General features: G+C 36.7%; 18 protein-coding genes. 11 read left to right on the forward strand and 7 right to left on the reverse strand.

What is annotated here, in order from left to right:
* The first annotated feature begins 65 nt into the window (after positions 1 to 65).
* Positions 66 to 1,580, forward strand: a complete 1,515-nt coding sequence (scpC, locus tag RUH95_RS10425) for a succinyl-CoA:acetate CoA-transferase ScpC (RefSeq protein WP_313892806.1) — start codon at positions 66 to 68, stop codon at positions 1,578 to 1,580.
* A gap of 127 nt (positions 1,581 to 1,707) precedes the next feature.
* Here scpC and RUH95_RS10430 read toward each other — a convergent pair whose 3' ends face one another.
* Positions 1,708 to 2,520, reverse strand: coding sequence for a YitT family protein (locus RUH95_RS10430; RefSeq protein WP_313892891.1), 813 nt, complete (start codon positions 2,518 to 2,520; stop codon positions 1,708 to 1,710).
* 253 nt (positions 2,521 to 2,773) lie between these two features.
* Here RUH95_RS10430 and RUH95_RS10435 point away from each other — a divergent pair, with 253 nt between their 5' ends.
* The 5 genes from RUH95_RS10435 (at position 2,774) to RUH95_RS10455 (ending at position 7,047) form a co-directional block, all read left to right on the forward strand.
* Complete coding sequence (locus RUH95_RS10435; RefSeq protein ID WP_313892807.1) at positions 2,774 to 3,415, forward strand: VTT domain-containing protein; 642 nt, start codon at positions 2,774 to 2,776, stop codon at positions 3,413 to 3,415.
* A 194-nt stretch (positions 3,416 to 3,609) separates the two neighbouring features.
* Positions 3,610 to 5,130 (forward strand): aldehyde dehydrogenase, encoded by a 1,521-nt coding sequence (gene adh, locus RUH95_RS10440; RefSeq protein WP_313892808.1) that lies wholly within the window; start codon positions 3,610 to 3,612, stop codon positions 5,128 to 5,130.
* A 20-nt stretch (positions 5,131 to 5,150) separates the two neighbouring features.
* Positions 5,151 to 5,507, forward strand: a complete 357-nt coding sequence (locus RUH95_RS10445; protein ID WP_313892809.1) for a DUF779 domain-containing protein — start codon at positions 5,151 to 5,153, stop codon at positions 5,505 to 5,507.
* A 118-nt stretch (positions 5,508 to 5,625) separates the two neighbouring features.
* Positions 5,626 to 6,357, forward strand: a complete 732-nt coding sequence (gene nfsA, locus RUH95_RS10450) for an oxygen-insensitive NADPH nitroreductase (protein WP_313892810.1) — start codon at positions 5,626 to 5,628, stop codon at positions 6,355 to 6,357.
* A gap of 15 nt (positions 6,358 to 6,372) precedes the next feature.
* Positions 6,373 to 7,047: a DNA alkylation repair protein gene (locus RUH95_RS10455; protein WP_313892811.1), complete on the forward strand. Its 675-nt coding sequence runs from the start codon at positions 6,373 to 6,375 to the stop codon at positions 7,045 to 7,047.
* A gap of 58 nt (positions 7,048 to 7,105) precedes the next feature.
* Here RUH95_RS10455 and RUH95_RS10460 read toward each other — a convergent pair whose 3' ends face one another.
* Entirely contained in the window at positions 7,106 to 8,188 is a 1,083-nt protein-coding gene (locus tag RUH95_RS10460) for a CAP domain-containing protein (RefSeq protein ID WP_313892812.1), read from the reverse strand.
* Between the two features lie 17 nt (positions 8,189 to 8,205).
* Positions 8,206 to 8,742 (reverse strand): superoxide dismutase family protein, encoded by a 537-nt coding sequence (locus tag RUH95_RS10465; protein ID WP_313892813.1) that lies wholly within the window; start codon positions 8,740 to 8,742, stop codon positions 8,206 to 8,208.
* Between the two features lie 163 nt (positions 8,743 to 8,905).
* Between RUH95_RS10465 and RUH95_RS10470 the strand changes: the two genes are divergently transcribed.
* Positions 8,906 to 10,633 carry a methyl-accepting chemotaxis protein gene (locus tag RUH95_RS10470; RefSeq protein ID WP_313892814.1) on the forward strand — a complete coding sequence of 576 codons (1,728 nt, stop codon included), beginning with the start codon at positions 8,906 to 8,908 and terminating at the stop codon, positions 10,631 to 10,633.
* Positions 10,634 to 10,655: 22 nt separating this feature from the next.
* Here the strand turns inward: RUH95_RS10470 and RUH95_RS10475 are convergent, their stop codons facing one another.
* Both RUH95_RS10475 and RUH95_RS10480 read right to left on the reverse strand, forming a co-directional pair.
* Positions 10,656 to 11,819, reverse strand: coding sequence for an MFS transporter (locus RUH95_RS10475; RefSeq protein ID WP_313892815.1), 1,164 nt, complete (start codon positions 11,817 to 11,819; stop codon positions 10,656 to 10,658).
* A 21-nt stretch (positions 11,820 to 11,840) separates the two neighbouring features.
* On the reverse strand, positions 11,841 to 12,233 hold the full coding sequence (locus RUH95_RS10480) for a MarR family winged helix-turn-helix transcriptional regulator (protein ID WP_313892816.1): 393 nt from the start codon (positions 12,231 to 12,233) through the stop codon (positions 11,841 to 11,843).
* Between the two features lie 207 nt (positions 12,234 to 12,440).
* On the opposite strand from RUH95_RS10480, the gene RUH95_RS10485 reads away from it, so the two are divergent.
* Positions 12,441 to 12,719: a hypothetical protein gene (locus RUH95_RS10485; protein ID WP_313892817.1), complete on the forward strand. Its 279-nt coding sequence runs from the start codon at positions 12,441 to 12,443 to the stop codon at positions 12,717 to 12,719.
* Between the two features lie 34 nt (positions 12,720 to 12,753).
* On the opposite strand, the gene RUH95_RS10490 is transcribed toward RUH95_RS10485, so the two are convergent.
* Both RUH95_RS10490 and RUH95_RS10495 read right to left on the reverse strand, forming a co-directional pair.
* Positions 12,754 to 13,173, reverse strand: coding sequence for a transporter (locus RUH95_RS10490; RefSeq protein WP_313892818.1), 420 nt, complete (start codon positions 13,171 to 13,173; stop codon positions 12,754 to 12,756).
* A 69-nt stretch (positions 13,174 to 13,242) separates the two neighbouring features.
* Entirely contained in the window at positions 13,243 to 14,436 is a 1,194-nt protein-coding gene (locus tag RUH95_RS10495; RefSeq protein WP_313892819.1) for an alanyl-tRNA editing protein, read from the reverse strand.
* Between the two features lie 130 nt (positions 14,437 to 14,566).
* Between RUH95_RS10495 and RUH95_RS10500 the strand changes: the two genes are divergently transcribed.
* The 3 genes from RUH95_RS10500 to RUH95_RS10510 are packed head-to-tail and all read left to right on the forward strand — an operon-like array spanning position 14,567 to position 16,220.
* A complete protein-coding gene (locus RUH95_RS10500; protein ID WP_313892892.1) occupies positions 14,567 to 15,010 on the forward strand; it encodes an ASCH domain-containing protein in 444 nt (147 codons plus the stop codon).
* A gap of 12 nt (positions 15,011 to 15,022) precedes the next feature.
* Positions 15,023 to 15,676 carry a glyoxalase gene (locus tag RUH95_RS10505; protein WP_313892820.1) on the forward strand — a complete coding sequence of 218 codons (654 nt, stop codon included), beginning with the start codon at positions 15,023 to 15,025 and terminating at the stop codon, positions 15,674 to 15,676.
* 16 nt (positions 15,677 to 15,692) lie between these two features.
* Complete coding sequence (locus tag RUH95_RS10510) at positions 15,693 to 16,220, forward strand: DUF4825 domain-containing protein (protein ID WP_313892821.1); 528 nt, start codon at positions 15,693 to 15,695, stop codon at positions 16,218 to 16,220.
* Positions 16,221 to 16,239 lie beyond the last annotated feature (19 nt).

Below are 16,239 nucleotides of genomic sequence, written 5' to 3' on the forward strand. Positions count from 1 at the left end.
TTTCTAAATTGTGACAACACACGATAAAATTATTATTATGCTATATCAAAGGGGGATCTCAAGTTATGGAACAAAACCTAGGACGTATTAAAAATACTAGTTTACATAGCCATGTTGTGAGTGCAGAAGAAGCTGCTTCATGGATTCAAGATGGAATGACTTTAGGTTTAAGTGGATTTACTCGTGCGGGAGATGCGAAAGCGGTTCCATTTGCTTTAGTAGAGCGAGCAAAGGATGAACTTTTTAAAGTTAATATTTTTACAGGAGCTTCTTTAGGCTCTGATATAGATAGATTATTGTCGGAAGCAGGAATTGTGAATAAGCGTTTACCATTCCAAGCGGATGCTTCGATGCGCAAAAATATAAATTCAGGTAATCATTTGTTTGTGGACCAGCATTTATCACATACTGCGGAGATGCTTAGAGCAGGTACTTTGCCTACAATTGACTTCGCTATTGTGGAAGCGGTTTCAATCACAGCGGACGGAATGATTATTCCGACTACGTCTGTAGGGAATTCATTAGCATTTGTCTCGAATGCAAAAAATATTATTGTAGAAATCAATATGGGGCAATCAGAACTATTAGAGGGATTACATGATTTGTACGAGCCGGCGGAACAAGGAAAAAGATTGCCGATTCCATTAACTAAAGTAGATGATCGTATTGGAACAGTAGGTATTCCTTTCGACCCTGCCAAATTAAAAGGAATCGTGGTTACGAAAAATACGGATTCACCATCACCAATTGTTCAGCCAGATCATGAAACAGAAGAAATGGCTCAGCATTTGATCTCTTTCTTACGCAAAGAGGTAAGTGAAGGTAGAATGACTGATAAGCTAGCTCCTCTTCAATCTGGTATTGGTTCGGTTGCAAATGCTGTGTTACACGGAATGATCGATTCGGAGTTTGAAGATTTACAAGTCTATTCGGAAGTACTACAAGACTCTGTGTTCGATTTAATCGATGCTGGTAAAGTAAACTTTGCATCTGCATGTTCGATTACACTCTCGGAAGAGAAAATGAAGCAAGTTTACGGTAACTTTGAACAATATCGTGATCAGCTTGTGTTAAGACCGCAAGAAATCACAAATCATCCAGAAATTATTCGCCGACTTGGATTGATTTCGATTAATACAGCGCTTGAATTCGATATTTACGGAAACGTGAATTCAACGCATGTTTCTGGAACGAAAATGATGAATGGTATTGGTGGTTCTGGTGACTTCGCGCGTAATGCACGAATAGCGATTTTTGTGACAAAATCAATTGCTAAAAATGGGGACATTTCAAGTGTTGTTCCTTTCGTAGCACATGTAGATCATACCGAGCATGATGTTGATGTAGTGGTGACAGAGCAGGGGTATGCAGATTTACGTGGGTTGGCACCAAGGGAACGTGCAGAGCTTATTATTAATAATTGTGTTCATCCAATGTATAAGGAGCAATTGTTTAATTATTACGAGGAAGCTTTAACACGTGGTGGACAAACTCCACATGTGCTAGAAAAAGCATTCTCTTTCCATACAAATTTAGCAACTAACGGAACAATGTTAGAGAGAGTAAAAGTATTAGTATAATATTTTTTAAAGCCTCATCTTCGGATGGGGTTTTTTTATTGTAGAGGATAAGTTAATAAATTAACAAATAAAAACTGTCCAAGAATAGAGTATCCCTGGACAGTTCAGATTGACGATAAAAGTGTTATTAATGAATATCTTTTTTCTTGAATCGTCCACCACGAACTTCCGCAATATTCCCTACAGCTAGAAATGCACGTGGATCAATTTCTTCGACAATTACTTTAAGTTTAGCTTCTTCTAATCGTGTAATAACTGTGAAAATGATTTTTTTATTATCTCCAGTATATGCACCTTCTCCGTGCAAATAAGTAACCCCACGACCAAGACGATCCATAATAGCATCCCCAATATCCTCGATGGCTTCGCTAATAATGTAGATAGATTTGGATTCATCTAGTCCTTGAATCACAATATCAATTGTTTTAAATGCGATGAAATAGGCTATGAATGAATACATTGCTTGTTCCCAAGTGAAGACAAAGCCGGCAACAGAAAAAATAACTAAGTTAATAATCATAATTATTTCTCCTACTGAAAAAGGAAGAGCTTTGTTGAATAAAATCGCTAGTATTTCAGAACCGTCTAAAGATCCTCCATTTCGAATGACTAGACCAACTCCTATTCCTAGAACAATACCGCCAAAGACAGTAGAAAGTATTAAATCAGTCGTAATTGGATCAACAGTATGTAAAAGTGAAGTGAAAATGGATAGAACGGTAATCCCGAATAGTGTAGATAAGGCGAAGGTTTTCCCGATTTGCTTATAGCCTAGGAAAAAGAAAGGAATGTTTAAGACGAATATGAATATCCCCAAACGCACTCCAGTTAAGTGAGATAAAATGATTGAGACACCAACTACTCCACCATCTAAAATTTGGTTTGGAACTAAAAATAGTTCTAGTCCGATAGCCATTAAGATTGCTCCTAAAGCAATCATCAATGTACGTATTACTACGATTTTTTTGGGAGTCCTCTTATGGGGTACTTTTGTTGTTTTAGCTTTCTTGTTGGCTTCTTGCGTTATAGCACTCAATAGCGATCTCCTCGTTTCTAAAAATAGCTTCTTTTATTATTTTATATAATATGTTGGTATAGTGAAAGGGATATGCACGGATTTATGTAAAATAATCCTAGAGTAAATGTAATATGCTATAATTAGTGATGAAATTATTAGGAAAGTGAGAATATAAATGACAATTATACAAGGTCTAATTAGTTTCATTTTGCATATAGATGAGCATTTAGTTGATATTATTGGAATGTTTGACGTCTGGTCATATGCTATCTTATTTTTGATCGTTTTTGTAGAGACTGGAGTCGTTATTTTTCCTTTCTTACCGGGCGATTCTTTGTTATTTGCTAGTGGAGCGTTTGCGGCAATAGGATCATTTCATATTGGATTTTTAATGCTTGTTTTTTTTATTTCGGCTGTGCTTGGAGATACGATGAACTATCATATTGGTAAAAAAGTAGGTACTTCAATTCCTCCAAATAGCTTTTTAGGAAAGTTGATCAATCAGGAAAAAATGTTGAAAGCGCAACAGTTTTTTAATAAGCATGGCGGAAAAACAATCGTAATTGCACGTTTCATGCCTTTTATCCGTACATTTGCACCGTTTGTTGCAGGGGCAAGTCAGATGAATTATCGTTATTTTATTATGTATAATGTGACTGGAGCAGCATTATGGGTAGGATTATGTACGATGCTTGGTTATTTCTTTGGGAACATACCAATTATTAAAGAAAACTTTTCGACTGTTTTATTGCTGATCATATTCATTTCCGTATTACCTGGAATCATTGGATTTATAAAAAGTCGTTTTAAAAAATAACTTGTTGCGCTTAGGCAATAAGTTATTTTTTTGAAATAAAAACAGAACAGTTGTAATATTCTTTTTTATCTGACAAAATAGATCTGAAGCTATTTTTTTATTTTAATAGTTTTGTAAGCGCATACAAATGACTTCGGGAACATATTATTTGTATTGTGTGAAAAAGAAAAAGATACCTAGGGAGGAATTACAGAATGACATACGCATTTCCGAATACGGCAGGCTCGATAGTTACATTTAGGGACAAGTATGAGAACTACATTAATGGTGAATGGACAGCTCCGGCACAAGGACAGTATTTTGATAATATTACTCCAGTAACAGGTAAAGTATTTACACAAGTAGCGCGTTCTACAGCAGAAGATATTGAGCTAGCTTTAGATGCTGCACATGCAGCGAAAGAAGCGTGGGGCTCAACTTCTGTAACAGAAAGATCAAATATATTAAATAAAATAGCAAATCGTATGGAAGAAAATTTAGAAATGCTAGCAGTTGCAGAAACATGGGATAACGGAAAAGCAGTTCGTGAAACATTAAATGCCGATTTACCATTAGCAATTGATCATTTCCGCTATTTTGCAGGAGCCATTCGTGCGCAAGAAGGCGGGCTAAGCCAAATTGATAATGATACAGTTGCATATCACTTCCATGAACCACTTGGTGTAGTTGGACAAATTATTCCTTGGAATTTCCCAATCTTAATGGCTGTTTGGAAACTAGCACCAGCTCTTGCTGCTGGAAACTGTGTTGTTCTAAAACCAGCTGAGCAAACGCCAGCATCTATTTTAGTATTAGTAGAGTTAATTGGAGATTTATTGCCACCGGGTGTTTTAAATATTGTAAATGGTTTTGGCTTAGAAGCTGGCAAACCGCTAGCGTCTAGTCCACGAATTAGTAAAATTGCGTTCACAGGTGAGACGACAACAGGACGTCTTATTATGCAGTATGCGTCTCAAAATCTAATCCCAGTTACACTAGAGCTTGGAGGGAAATCTCCAAATATTTTCTTCGAAGATATTATGGATGAAGACGATGCTTTTTTAGATAAGGCCATTGAAGGATTTGTCATGTTTGCTCTGAATCAAGGGGAAGTGTGTACTTGTCCATCTCGTGTATTAATCCAAGAATCGATTTATGATAGATTTATGGAGCGAGTGCTTGCGCGTGTAGAGGCGATTAAAATTGGAAATCCTTTAGATCCTTCTACGATGATGGGTGCTCAAGCTTCCAACGAACAAATGGAAAAAATCTTATCTTACTTAGATATTGGGAAGCAAGAAGGCGCGGAGTGTTTAATAGGTGGGGAGCGTAATTCACTAGATGGTGAGTTTGCTGAAGGCTATTATATTAAGCCAACTGTGTTCAAAGGAACGAATAATATGCGCATTTTCCAAGAAGAAATTTTTGGACCAGTTGTTTCTGTAACAACTTTTAAAACGAAAGAGGAAGCATTGGAAATTGCAAATGATACATTATACGGATTAGGTTCAGGTATTTGGACGCGTAATATGAATACAGCTTACCGTTTTGGACGTAGTATTCAAGCAGGCCGTGTTTGGACAAACTGCTATCACCAATATCCAGCGCATGCTGCATTTGGCGGATACAAAATGTCAGGTATCGGTCGTGAAAATCACTTAATGATGCTTAATCATTATCAGCAAACGAAAAATCTATTAGTTAGTTACAGTGAAAACAAACAAGGATTCTTTTGATTCGGAAAGGGTGAGTGTGGATGATTGATCGCGTAATGGCAACTGACGCTGCACTTGAACTCATTGAATTATTGAAGAGTAAGCATGGACCTCTTATGTTTCACCAATCAGGAGGATGCTGTGATGGATCTTCTCCTATGTGCTATCCCGATGGTGATTTAATCATTGGCGATCAGGACGTGTTATTAGGTCATATAGGTGAAGTCCCATTTTATATGCATAAAAACCAGTTCGATTACTGGAAGCATACACAGCTTATCATTGATGTAGTGGATGGTCGGGGAGGAATGTTTTCCCTTGAAGGAGTCGAGGGAAAACGCTTTTTAACAAGATCCCGAGCGTTTACGGACGAAGAGTCTAAGCAATTGAATGCTTAAAAAATAGCGAATTAGAGAGCCTAATATTACGGGCTTTCTAGTTCGCATTTTTACTTCTCTAGTAGGATTCAGCTATACTGAATATAAGATTATATACATGAAAGAGGTTGCTTATCATATGGTACAAAAATTATTACGTGCACATGCATCTGTTCGAAAATATAAAGACTACATACTTTCTAAGGAAGAAATTTCAGAGCTTGTTGAAACTGCCCAACATGCTGCAAGTTCTCACTTCGTTCAAGCATATAGCGTTATTTGGATTACTGAGGAATTAAAAAAAGAAGAACTAGGAAAACTATCTGGTAATCCTAAGCAATTTGAAACGGCTGGAGCTGCCTTATTACTTTGTGCGGATTTTCACCGACTACAAGTAGCGGGGGAATTGCAAAATACTATCATTGACATTGATACAACAGAAAACGTGTTAGTAGGAACAGTGGATGTTGCGTTATTTGCTCAAAACCTAGTAATAGCTGCGGAGTCAAAAGGATATGGAATTTGTTTCATCGGTGGTGTGCGAAATGAGCCAGCTACTATCAGTCAATTATTTAATTTACCTGAGGGCGTTTTTCCTTTATTTGCGATTACTTTAGGTGTGCCAGATCAGCAGAATGAAGTGAAGCCACGCTTACCAGTTGCGGCAATATTACATGAAAATACATATGATGATTCAGATTACGAGAAGCTTTTAAAGGAATACGATCAAACAATGGCCGACTATTATGTGAGCCGTGGAGCGAACCAAAAAGTTGCGACTTGGACGAAGCAAATGGCAGATTTTTTGGAGAAGCCACGTCGTCCACATATGGCGGATTTTCTATCAAGTAAAGGGTTCCATTTGAAGTAATAAAGGGGAATGTATATGAAACGAACATGGTCTACAGAGTTAGTTAAAAGCTATATGGAGCCGCATCGAGATGAAGAAAAGGCAGGACCAATGGCAAAATATATGAAGAATAAATTTCCATATTTAGGGATAAAAACACCCGAGCGAAGACAAATTTTTTATACGATTGTAAAGGAAAATGAACTTCCTTCTCTTGAGTTGATGCAACAAGAAGTATGGGCTCTTTTTGAATTAGATGAACGAGAGTATCAGTATGTTGCAATCGAGTTATTAGCTCAATTCAAAAAGCAGCTTACGATTGATGACTTAGCTTTCTGTCAAAAGCTCATCGAAAAAAAGTCTTGGTGGGATAGTGTGGATGGAATAGCTCCGGGTCTTGTCGGCGGAATAGTGAAGATGAATAGAGCAGAAGGAGAAGCCGTTATGGTCGAGTGGGCTAAATCTGCTAATATGTGGACAAACCGTGCTTCTATTTTACATCAATTAAAATTTAAAAAAGATACAAATGAAGAGCTCCTTTTTGCGACGATTATACGGCATGCGGCATCAAAAGAATTTTTTATCCAAAAGGCTATAGGATGGGTATTGAGAGAGTATGCAAAAACAAACCCTGAAGTAGTGCGCCAATTCGTCCATAATAACGAGCTGGCTCCTTTAAGTAAAAGAGAAGCATTGAAGCATATTAAATAGAGCGAATAAAAAACGTGTTGTGAGTGGTCCAGTAGCCACTTACAACACGTTTTTTCCGTTATTTTGAATAGAAGTTCTCGGTGTAGTAGGGAGTATTTTCTTTATTGAACGCCGTTCCTACTCCTAAAAAGGTATAGTCGGTGCTTAATATGTTGTTACGATGGCCGATTGAATTCATTAATCCTTCGTGCGCAAAGATACTACTTGCTTGTCCATAAGCTAGATTTTCTCCTGCGTAGGTGAATTTTAATCCGTCTTCTGCCAGTCGGTCGAATGGAGATTTCCCTTTTAAATTTTCATGGCTAAAATAATTATACGTTGCCATGTCCGTACTATGTTTTCGAGCCGTTTCGCTAGTAGATTCATCATACGTAAGGATTGACAGGCCATGAGAAACTCTTGTGGCATTTGTTAAGTCGAAAAGTTGATATTCAAATCCTGCTGTCAGCTCTTCGGAAGGAGTTCCAAATGTAGATGTGTGATTCTTTTCAACAGACATCTTGACAATTTGTATAGCTGTAATTGTATTGTTTTCATGTACATCATAGAAAATAGTAACATAGCTGTCATCGATTAAAAACAAGTCATACTCTCCTTTTTCAGGCAATATATAGACGATGTTTCCTTTCTTCAGCTTGGAAAGAGGTTCTCCAAGTACAGTATGGACCTCATTTCTAGTGCTATCTATATCGACTCCTAAAAAGGAAGACGGAGAAGGTTGGTTTGTAAACATAGCATTTACGGTGTTGCTTTTATCATAGGATATCATCATGAAGTTTTGGTAGTTTTCATGATAGGTATGCCATACTAAATTATATTCGTTCATGCTTACTCTCTTTGCTGTGCCGTAAAGTTTTTCAATTTCACTTTTTTTCATTCCGATGGTGATTTGATCTAGTTTAATACCACTTCCTGAAGTTGCTTCTTCGTTAGAAGAAATTTTAGTTGTGGGTTCTTCATTAATTTCTAACCAATAGGCTTTTGCTTCGTTCAAATAACGATCTACTTCTAATGAATCAACCCATTTATCAACGGGTGCTAAAAAAGAGAGGTCTACATATTGCGCTGCATGTTCTTCCCATAATGGCTTAGAGAAGAAAATCGCTATGATGAAAAGCAGGAACCATCCTATTTTTTTCATATAATTCTCCTTCCAACCTACTTGTTAATTTCCCCACATACAATTCGTTTGCCAGAATTTCCAGAGGGATCGGTTTTATAATCATCTGCATTTTCATGAATAATAACAGCGCTACCATCTGCGTCTAACAGTGAGTTGTTTTTTCCTGCGGTTAGAACTACCGCTTGGGAAACTGTTTCTAACTCTATTTTACCATCTTCTCCAACTTCTATATTAGGAAGATCTCCTGCATGATAGCCTTTTGGATTTTGAAAGCCATGTTCTTTTGTTTGTGGGTTAAAATGTGCGCCAGCTGTTGTGAATTCTGGTTTCTCACACGCTGCTCTTTCATGAAAATGAATTGCTTTTACACCAGGTGTTAATCCTTCAGCCTTTAAGAGGATATGTACTCCTTTTGGGTTTTCGGTAAGGGTCGCTTGTCCTACTTTTGCACCTTCCGTATTTATCAGTGAAACTTGAACTGTTTCGTTTAAATCCGCATTTACGGATGGGAAACTACAGCCTCCGAGTATAGTGATTGTTACAAATAATCCTATAAAGCTTTGTTTTTTCATCTAAATTACCTCCTGTATTGTACTCTTGTTGCAGTATTACCAAATATAGGCGAAATATACTTATGTAGTGTATAAGTTTGTAAGTATAGTTAATATTCAGTGTTTTGTAGTATTAAAGTTTGATATAATGAAAAAAAATAGTACTTATTATTTGGGGGAAATTATGATTAATTCTATTAGACCGAAAATGGACATGGCAGGATTACTTACAAGAGGTACAGATATAGAAGTAGATGGAAGGTTCGGAGAGACGCTAGTTTTTAATAATTTTGAGAAGAAAGATCAAGATAATTTAAAAGAGCTTTCGATTAAGCTAGAAAATATTCAACCCTCTACAAAAGAAATATTTCATCATTACTTAACGGAAATTTCTCCGACTGGAACTAACCCAATTACAATGACTCAAATTGAGAAATATTTAACTATATTCTTCGAGCATCCAAGAGATGAAGCATATCGAGATGAAGCGATTAAGTTTTTTAGTACGTTACGTAAGCATAAATTTGAACCTGGTAAAACGCTTGTTATTTTCAATCAGTTCTTATTTTATGTTTCTACTCATTTGCTTTATCATTTTGGGGTACGTCCTGCAAAAGCGTTTTCTCTTATGAAATCACTTCAATCAGCGGTGAATGTTGACCAACAATTACTAATTGAAGTATTAACAGAAAGTACGCTTGAACAAACAATTACAGGAGTTTCTTCGTTAATTGATGCTAGTTCAAAAAACATGCATATGAAGGATTTAATTTATAGGTTGGATAAGCAATCAAGTGAGGTTCAGTCATCTACAGCCGCAACAGAACAAATTACAGCGTCTATTGTAGAAGTAGCCCAGACTTCTTCTCGCATTTCAGGGAAAACTTCTGATTCTGTTGAGTATGCAATGAATAGTCAAAAGACAATTGAAGGTGCATTAGATGAAATTTTTAAAACAGAAGAAACCTTTAATACGATTGTCCAGACATTCGCAGAGCTATTGAAGCGAGTGGATGATATTGAGAACGTTGTAGACTTGATAAATGGTATTGCAAGCCAAACGAATTTATTGGCATTAAATGCTTCGATTGAGGCGGCAAGAGCGGGCGAGCATGGAAAAGGTTTTGCTGTAGTAGCGCAAGAAGTCCGAAAGCTTGCTGAAAATACGGTTTCTGCATTAGGTGAAGTATCTAATAATGTACACCATTTGAAATCATATTCTAATGAAGTATCGAAGTCGATTGAGGAGACAACACATATTATTAAACTCGCTACAGATGACGCGAAAAACTCGCTTCCGCTACTAGGGAAAATAGTAGAAGCTATTGAAGAGATTAACTTAGATGTGACGAATACAGCTGCGATTTCAGAGCAACAGGCAGCGTCTATTGATGAAGTGTCGCATCGAATGGTGGAAATGGCAAATCTCCAAGAAGAAATTAGAGTTTTAGGAAATAGCACTTCTTCATCTATTTATGAATTGAGCCAGGAAATCAATCAATTCAGGTTAGATATTATTGGAAACAACAGTGTTCAGCTTTCTTCAACCGCATTATTACAACTTTCAAAGGCAGACCATATACTTTGGAAGTGGAGAATTTATAATATGTTTATCGGATTAGAAGTAGTTCAGCCAGAAAGTGTAGCTGCACATACAGAATGTCGTCTAGGAAAATGGTATTTAGAAGGTAAAACAAAGGCTCGCTTCGGTCATTTACCGGAATTTAAAGAACTCGACAAATATCATGCGGAAGTTCATGCGGCAGCAAAGGATGCTGCATCGAATTATCAAAAAGGAAATATAGCAGGTGCTGAACAAGACTTGCAACGTATAGAAGAAGCCTCTAATGTTGTTATTTCTTTATTGAACACTTTAATTAGCTGGATTGAAAAAGAAAAAGAATTTGTTTAAAAAACAGAGCAACTGGATTAAGTCAGTTGCTCTGTTTATTTTGTCTTATTATAAAAACAATAAGTGTGAATACGAGAATGATACTGGAGAATAAATATAAATTTTGATAGCCAAGTTTCGTAGCGATAAGTCCTAAGATATAGGAACCTATAGCAAGACCTGTATCGAATAGCGTAAAGAAAGTAGCGGTAGCATAACCACTTCTTGTAGGGCCTGTAGATTGAATTGCAAGCGCTTGAAAGCTCGGTACAATTGCTCCATATCCGAGACCGACAAATGCACCAGCTAGTAAAAAGAGTATGGGAGAGTCCATATAGGCGAGTAAAACAAGCCCTATAATAAAGGAAACTAGACCGGGAATAATAACAAATTTAGGTCCTTTTTCATCAAAAACTTTGCCAGTGAAAGGTCGAGTTACTAGCATAACTGCAGCAAATACGGCAAAAAAGCTACTTGTTAGGTGTAATAAACCTTTTTCCTGAGAATATATTGATAGGTATGACAAGATGCTTGCATATGAAAAAGCAACAAAGCTAGCAATTAATGCAACGGGTAATGCTTTTTTCTCAAATAAGTCATTCCAAGTTATTTTTGCTTTTGCAGAGGATGTAACTGATTTCTTATCCGCTGGTATGAAAGAAGCTGTAATTGCACCAAGGATAAGAAACACAGTAAGTAATAGAAATAATACATTATAAGAGAAAAATTGAATTACGGTTAGTGCGATAAATGGACCTACAACAACAGCTAAATTTGTTGACATGGCAAAATAACCTAGTCCTGCACCACGTCTAGAAGCTGGGATGCTATCTGCCGCAAGTGAACCGCTCGCAGTTGTTGCTATACTAAAGAAAATACCTTGCGCAAATCGCAATACTAATAACGATTCAAAAGGCTCTATAAAATAATATAGACTTGTACATATTAAATAAAAGAATAAACTTATCCAAAGCATTTTTCGCTTTCCTGCAAGATCTAAAATCTTCCCAGTGAAAGGTCGAACAATAATTGCGGAAATTAAAAAAGTCGTCATTAATAATCCAGCATCTTCATCTGAGCGAGACAAAACATCTATTGCATACAAAGGAAGCGCAGAAACTAAACCGTAAAAAATAATAAAAATAGAAAAATTTGTTAGGAACAAACTAATAAATACTTTTGTCCATATAGGTTCTTTTTTCTTCAAAACAGATTTCCACCTTGCTTACTACATTTTTTTTAAAAGTTTCAGAAGAAGTATTTCTTCTTCTTTCGTAAGATTTTCAGACATGTTTCTTTCAAACTCTATCATGGTTTTTTCAACTTCAGGAAACTTATGTAAAGCACGTTCTGATAATTTAACGATTTTCTCACGTCGATCAACTCCTGGAAGAATGTCAATCCACCCTAGCTCAACTAAGCGATTTACTGTACGAGTTATCGTAGGGGCTTCTACATTTAAGTATTTCCATATTTGTGTTAAGGACATTTCTTCATGTTTTTTTACACAAAATAGGACTGACCACTGAGAAGCATAGAGGTCGTGTTCTTTTAAAGACAGATTAAGTACATTTGTTAAAAAACGGGATTTTTGAAAGAGTTCATGGAAAAGAGGGTTCATTATGTAGAATGCTCCTTTACGTATAGTGTGTAAAATATACTTACTTAGGTAAATATATTTTAAATCGAATTTTAAAGTTTGTAAAGTATTTGGAAAATCTGCGTGAATGTTAATCAGATTCTTTTATCTCTCCACATTATTTTGTATGGATATAATGCTTTAGCGCATGCTAATTGAAAAAGGTTTTTTTAGAAGGAGCAGATATTAATGACAGAGTTTCCGATTATTCATACAAACGTCTGGGATTCACTTTGGGCGGTGCCATTAATAATTTTAATAACAGAGATAGGAAAGAAAACCTTTCACATCCCACCGCAATATGTTCCAACACTTGCTACAGCACTAGGATTAGTTATTTCTATTTTCATTAGTCACCCACATCATTTATCAGCAGGTATTTTCATGGGATTTTTCTATAGTGCTGCAGCGGTAGGGTCCTATTCTTCTATTAAAACCTCGCTACGTGCTTATAGAAAATCAGCATAAAAAAACGCATACGAAGTACGCGTTTTCACATGTATTAAAAACATTGAAAAGAAGAGATTCTATTTAAGTCTGTGCCGTAAAAAGTCCACATACGCCCAGTCCATCTAAACCCGGAAACAGATCGTCTGCCAACGAATGTTGGGAAGAACCAGAAAGAACTGCCATTTCTAAGCCAGATGAAAGTGTTGCGATATAAGCAGCCTCTTATAGATCCTGGATCAACAGCAAAAGTGCTTACAGATTGCTGCTGGGGAACAAAGGACGGAGGCGGACTAGTTGGTGCATTTCCTTCTTGGTTTTGCTGACCAGGTGGTGGAAAACTAGGTGGAAATGATGGTCCTGGCTGACCCGGAAATCCTGGGAATTGGCCCGGAAATTGTCCAGGAGGTGGCATCATTTGTCCTGGGAAAAACTGATTACCTCCTTGACCTGGAAAAAAGGGAAATTGATTCATGCTTTTAAATCCTCCTCTCACTACATTATCAACATACTATATGTAAGAAGGATTTTTTGGGAACGGCGGTTAAGAATGAATGTTTTCGAGTGCCTTTGCTAATAGTTGTTCACTTGAGAGTAGGCCACTTTCACCACCACCTTGAGCGATTGTATCATTGCCTCCACCTTTACCATTGATAAGAGGTAGGATGCTTGAAATAAGCTCTTTCATGTTTGGACCAACTGATTCACCTTTTGCAGCAACTAATTGCACGCGGTCCCCATTTTCGGAAAGAAGGATACAAATTTTTTCAGGAGATTGTGCGACTACTATTTTGGCTAGTTTTTGTAGTTCTTGGATAGTACGTTTTTCAAAAATAGACGTAATAACGGATCGATTCTCCATCATTAATAGTTCTTTTGCTTCGTACTGTAAAAGAGATTCATTTAAGTCAGTCATTTGTTTGTCTACTGTCTTTCCGTTTTCTAATAAGCTATTCACCGCATCTACTAATTTATCTTCAGGAGAACTTAGTTTGCTTACCAGTTCTACGATTACTTGTTGTTTTCGGTGTAAGTGTGTAAGAACTCTTTCTCCGCAAACGAATTCTACACGAATAATACGTTTTTGTTTTTCGGTATGTAATATGTTAATCAGTCCAACTTGTCCTGTTGTATTTGGGTGAGTCCCCCCGCAAGCGTTATAATCGAAATCTGGAATTTTGACTAATCGAATATTTTCTCTAATGGCCGTTTCTTTTCGAAGATCATAATGCACAAGCTCTTCCTCTGTTATCCACTTTGTTTCAACAGGACGATTTTCTAAAATAAGTTGATTTGCAAGTGATTCCGCTTCTTTTAGCTGTTGTTCCGTTACTTCGGCGATATCTAAATCAATCGTTGCACTGTCTTTTCCTAAGTGAAAACTAACCGTTTGAAGGTCAAATAAATTCGCAAAAGCTGCAGACAAAATATGCTGCCCTGCATGCTGCTGCATATGATCAAATCGTCGTTTCCAATCAATAGAACCATCTACATACTCGGTTTCTTCAGGCAGACTTTCCGCAAGAAAATGTCTAACTTCTTCCTCAATTGTTTCCACATTGGTCACCGCTACACCATTTAATGTACCAGTATCATGAGGCTGTCCGCCTCCAGTAGGGTAAAATGCTGTTTCTGTTAGCACCACATAAGGGTGGTTTTTTTCATCTTTTTGTTGTTTCGTTATTTTCGCAGAAAATGTTTGTATATAAGCGTCTTGATAATATAGTTTATTGGTCATATAAAGCCACTCCTTTTATTAAAATATAACATGAACTGCATGGTAATGAACTCTTGTTGTTTTATTGTGAAAACGAAATGTTTTAACTATACTGATAATAGAGGGAAAAAGTAGAATTGAGGAATGTATGATGAATGAGCAAGCGCAAAATTATTGGGATCATTTTTGGGCAGGGAAAGAAAAACCACAATCAGTTAGTGCATGGCAATTTGGCGCAGATCCAGATGCATTAGTGCAATTAGTGATAGAAGGAACGAAGTCAGCAACTTGTTCGGGACATGTTTTTTATGAATTAGAAAATGCACCACTTCCGAAAGTAGATGACTATAGTATTGTATTGAGTAGTAAAGACGAGCCGGTATGTATTATTAGAACTTCAGAAGTGGCAATAACTCCGATGAACGAAGTATCAGAAGAATTTGCACATGCAGAAGGTGAAGGAGATCGTTCATACGATTATTGGAAAAAGGTACATGTCACATTTTTCACAGATGCATTAAGTGAAGTAGGAATGGAATTTTCGGAGGATATATTACTAGTTTGCGAGCGTTTTGAATTGATCGATATTAAATAATGGGGTGGAAATATGTTCAAGGCAGTAACTTTGTATACGAATAAATTAAAGCAATTGAAAGGATTCTATGGAAATGTACTAGGGCTACATATGCTCGAAACAGACGTAGATCATTTTACTGTTTCTATCGGTTCAACTACGCTCACTTTCCGTGAATCCACTCGAGCGGCAATCTATCATTTTGCTGTTAATATTCCAGGTAATCAGTTCACACTTGCGAAGCATTGGGCGATGGAGCGAGTGGAGTTAAATAGAGAAGAAGGTTTAAATGAGGTATATTATCCACGGTTCGAGGCGGATTCTATTTATTTTGAAGATCCTGCTGGTAATGTAATTGAACTAATTGCAAGAAGAAATGTAGATAAGTGGAGCGATTTTAGTGTAGAGTCATTTATCAATTTAAGTGAGGTTAGTATTACGACTCCGTTTGTAACAGAAGTTGGTGAACGGTTGCAGGATATTGGTATCCCTATTTCAGGTCATGTAGAAATTGAGCCGACAGCATTAAATTTTTTAGGGAGCGGAAATACATTCATTCTTTTAGTTCCTCCAAAAAGAAGATGGTATTTTTCAAAAAGACTAGCAGAAACGTATCCATTAGAGATAGAGCTTTCTAAAGGTGAGCGGATTGTTATATCCGATGAAGGAAAAATGACGATTCGATAAAATTGGAGAGAAGTATATGCAAAAAACTATCTGGTTAGCAGTTGGAGCAGCGCTCGTACTTCTATTGGGAGTATTTTATGTGTTGAGAAACAATCAAGTGAAATCAGAAGAAGATAAAGAAACTCAGTTAAGCACTGCAACCCATAGGTTTGAAAAAGTGTTAGCGTATGAAAATGACTATATGGGCTATGCATCTAATACGAATAATTTGTTTAATAATCTTCCTCTTGCCGATAAAAAAGAGGGTATCGAGCTTAATTCTGATGAGTCTATACTCATTGTAAACTACAAGACAGTAAGTGATGAGGAAGTAGAAAAAGCAGTTATTTATAATGCTACCGCTGCTTTTGTATTGATTAAAAACTTACAAGAAATCGATATGCGTTTTTCTAATCACTCTTATGCCGTGACGAGAGAAAATGTGGAACATTGGTTTGGTGGTAACTTCGCAGAGTTAATAGAACCTAGCTTTTTTAAAGAAGCGGTACAAGATCAGTTACTAAAGCCAAATACGAACGAATGGCTAACTGTTTATATAAATTAACAATCATAAAACGGAGGAC

This window comes from Psychrobacillus sp., from assembly GCF_032154225.1.
Taxonomy (GTDB): domain Bacteria; phylum Bacillota; class Bacilli; order Bacillales_A; family Planococcaceae; genus Psychrobacillus.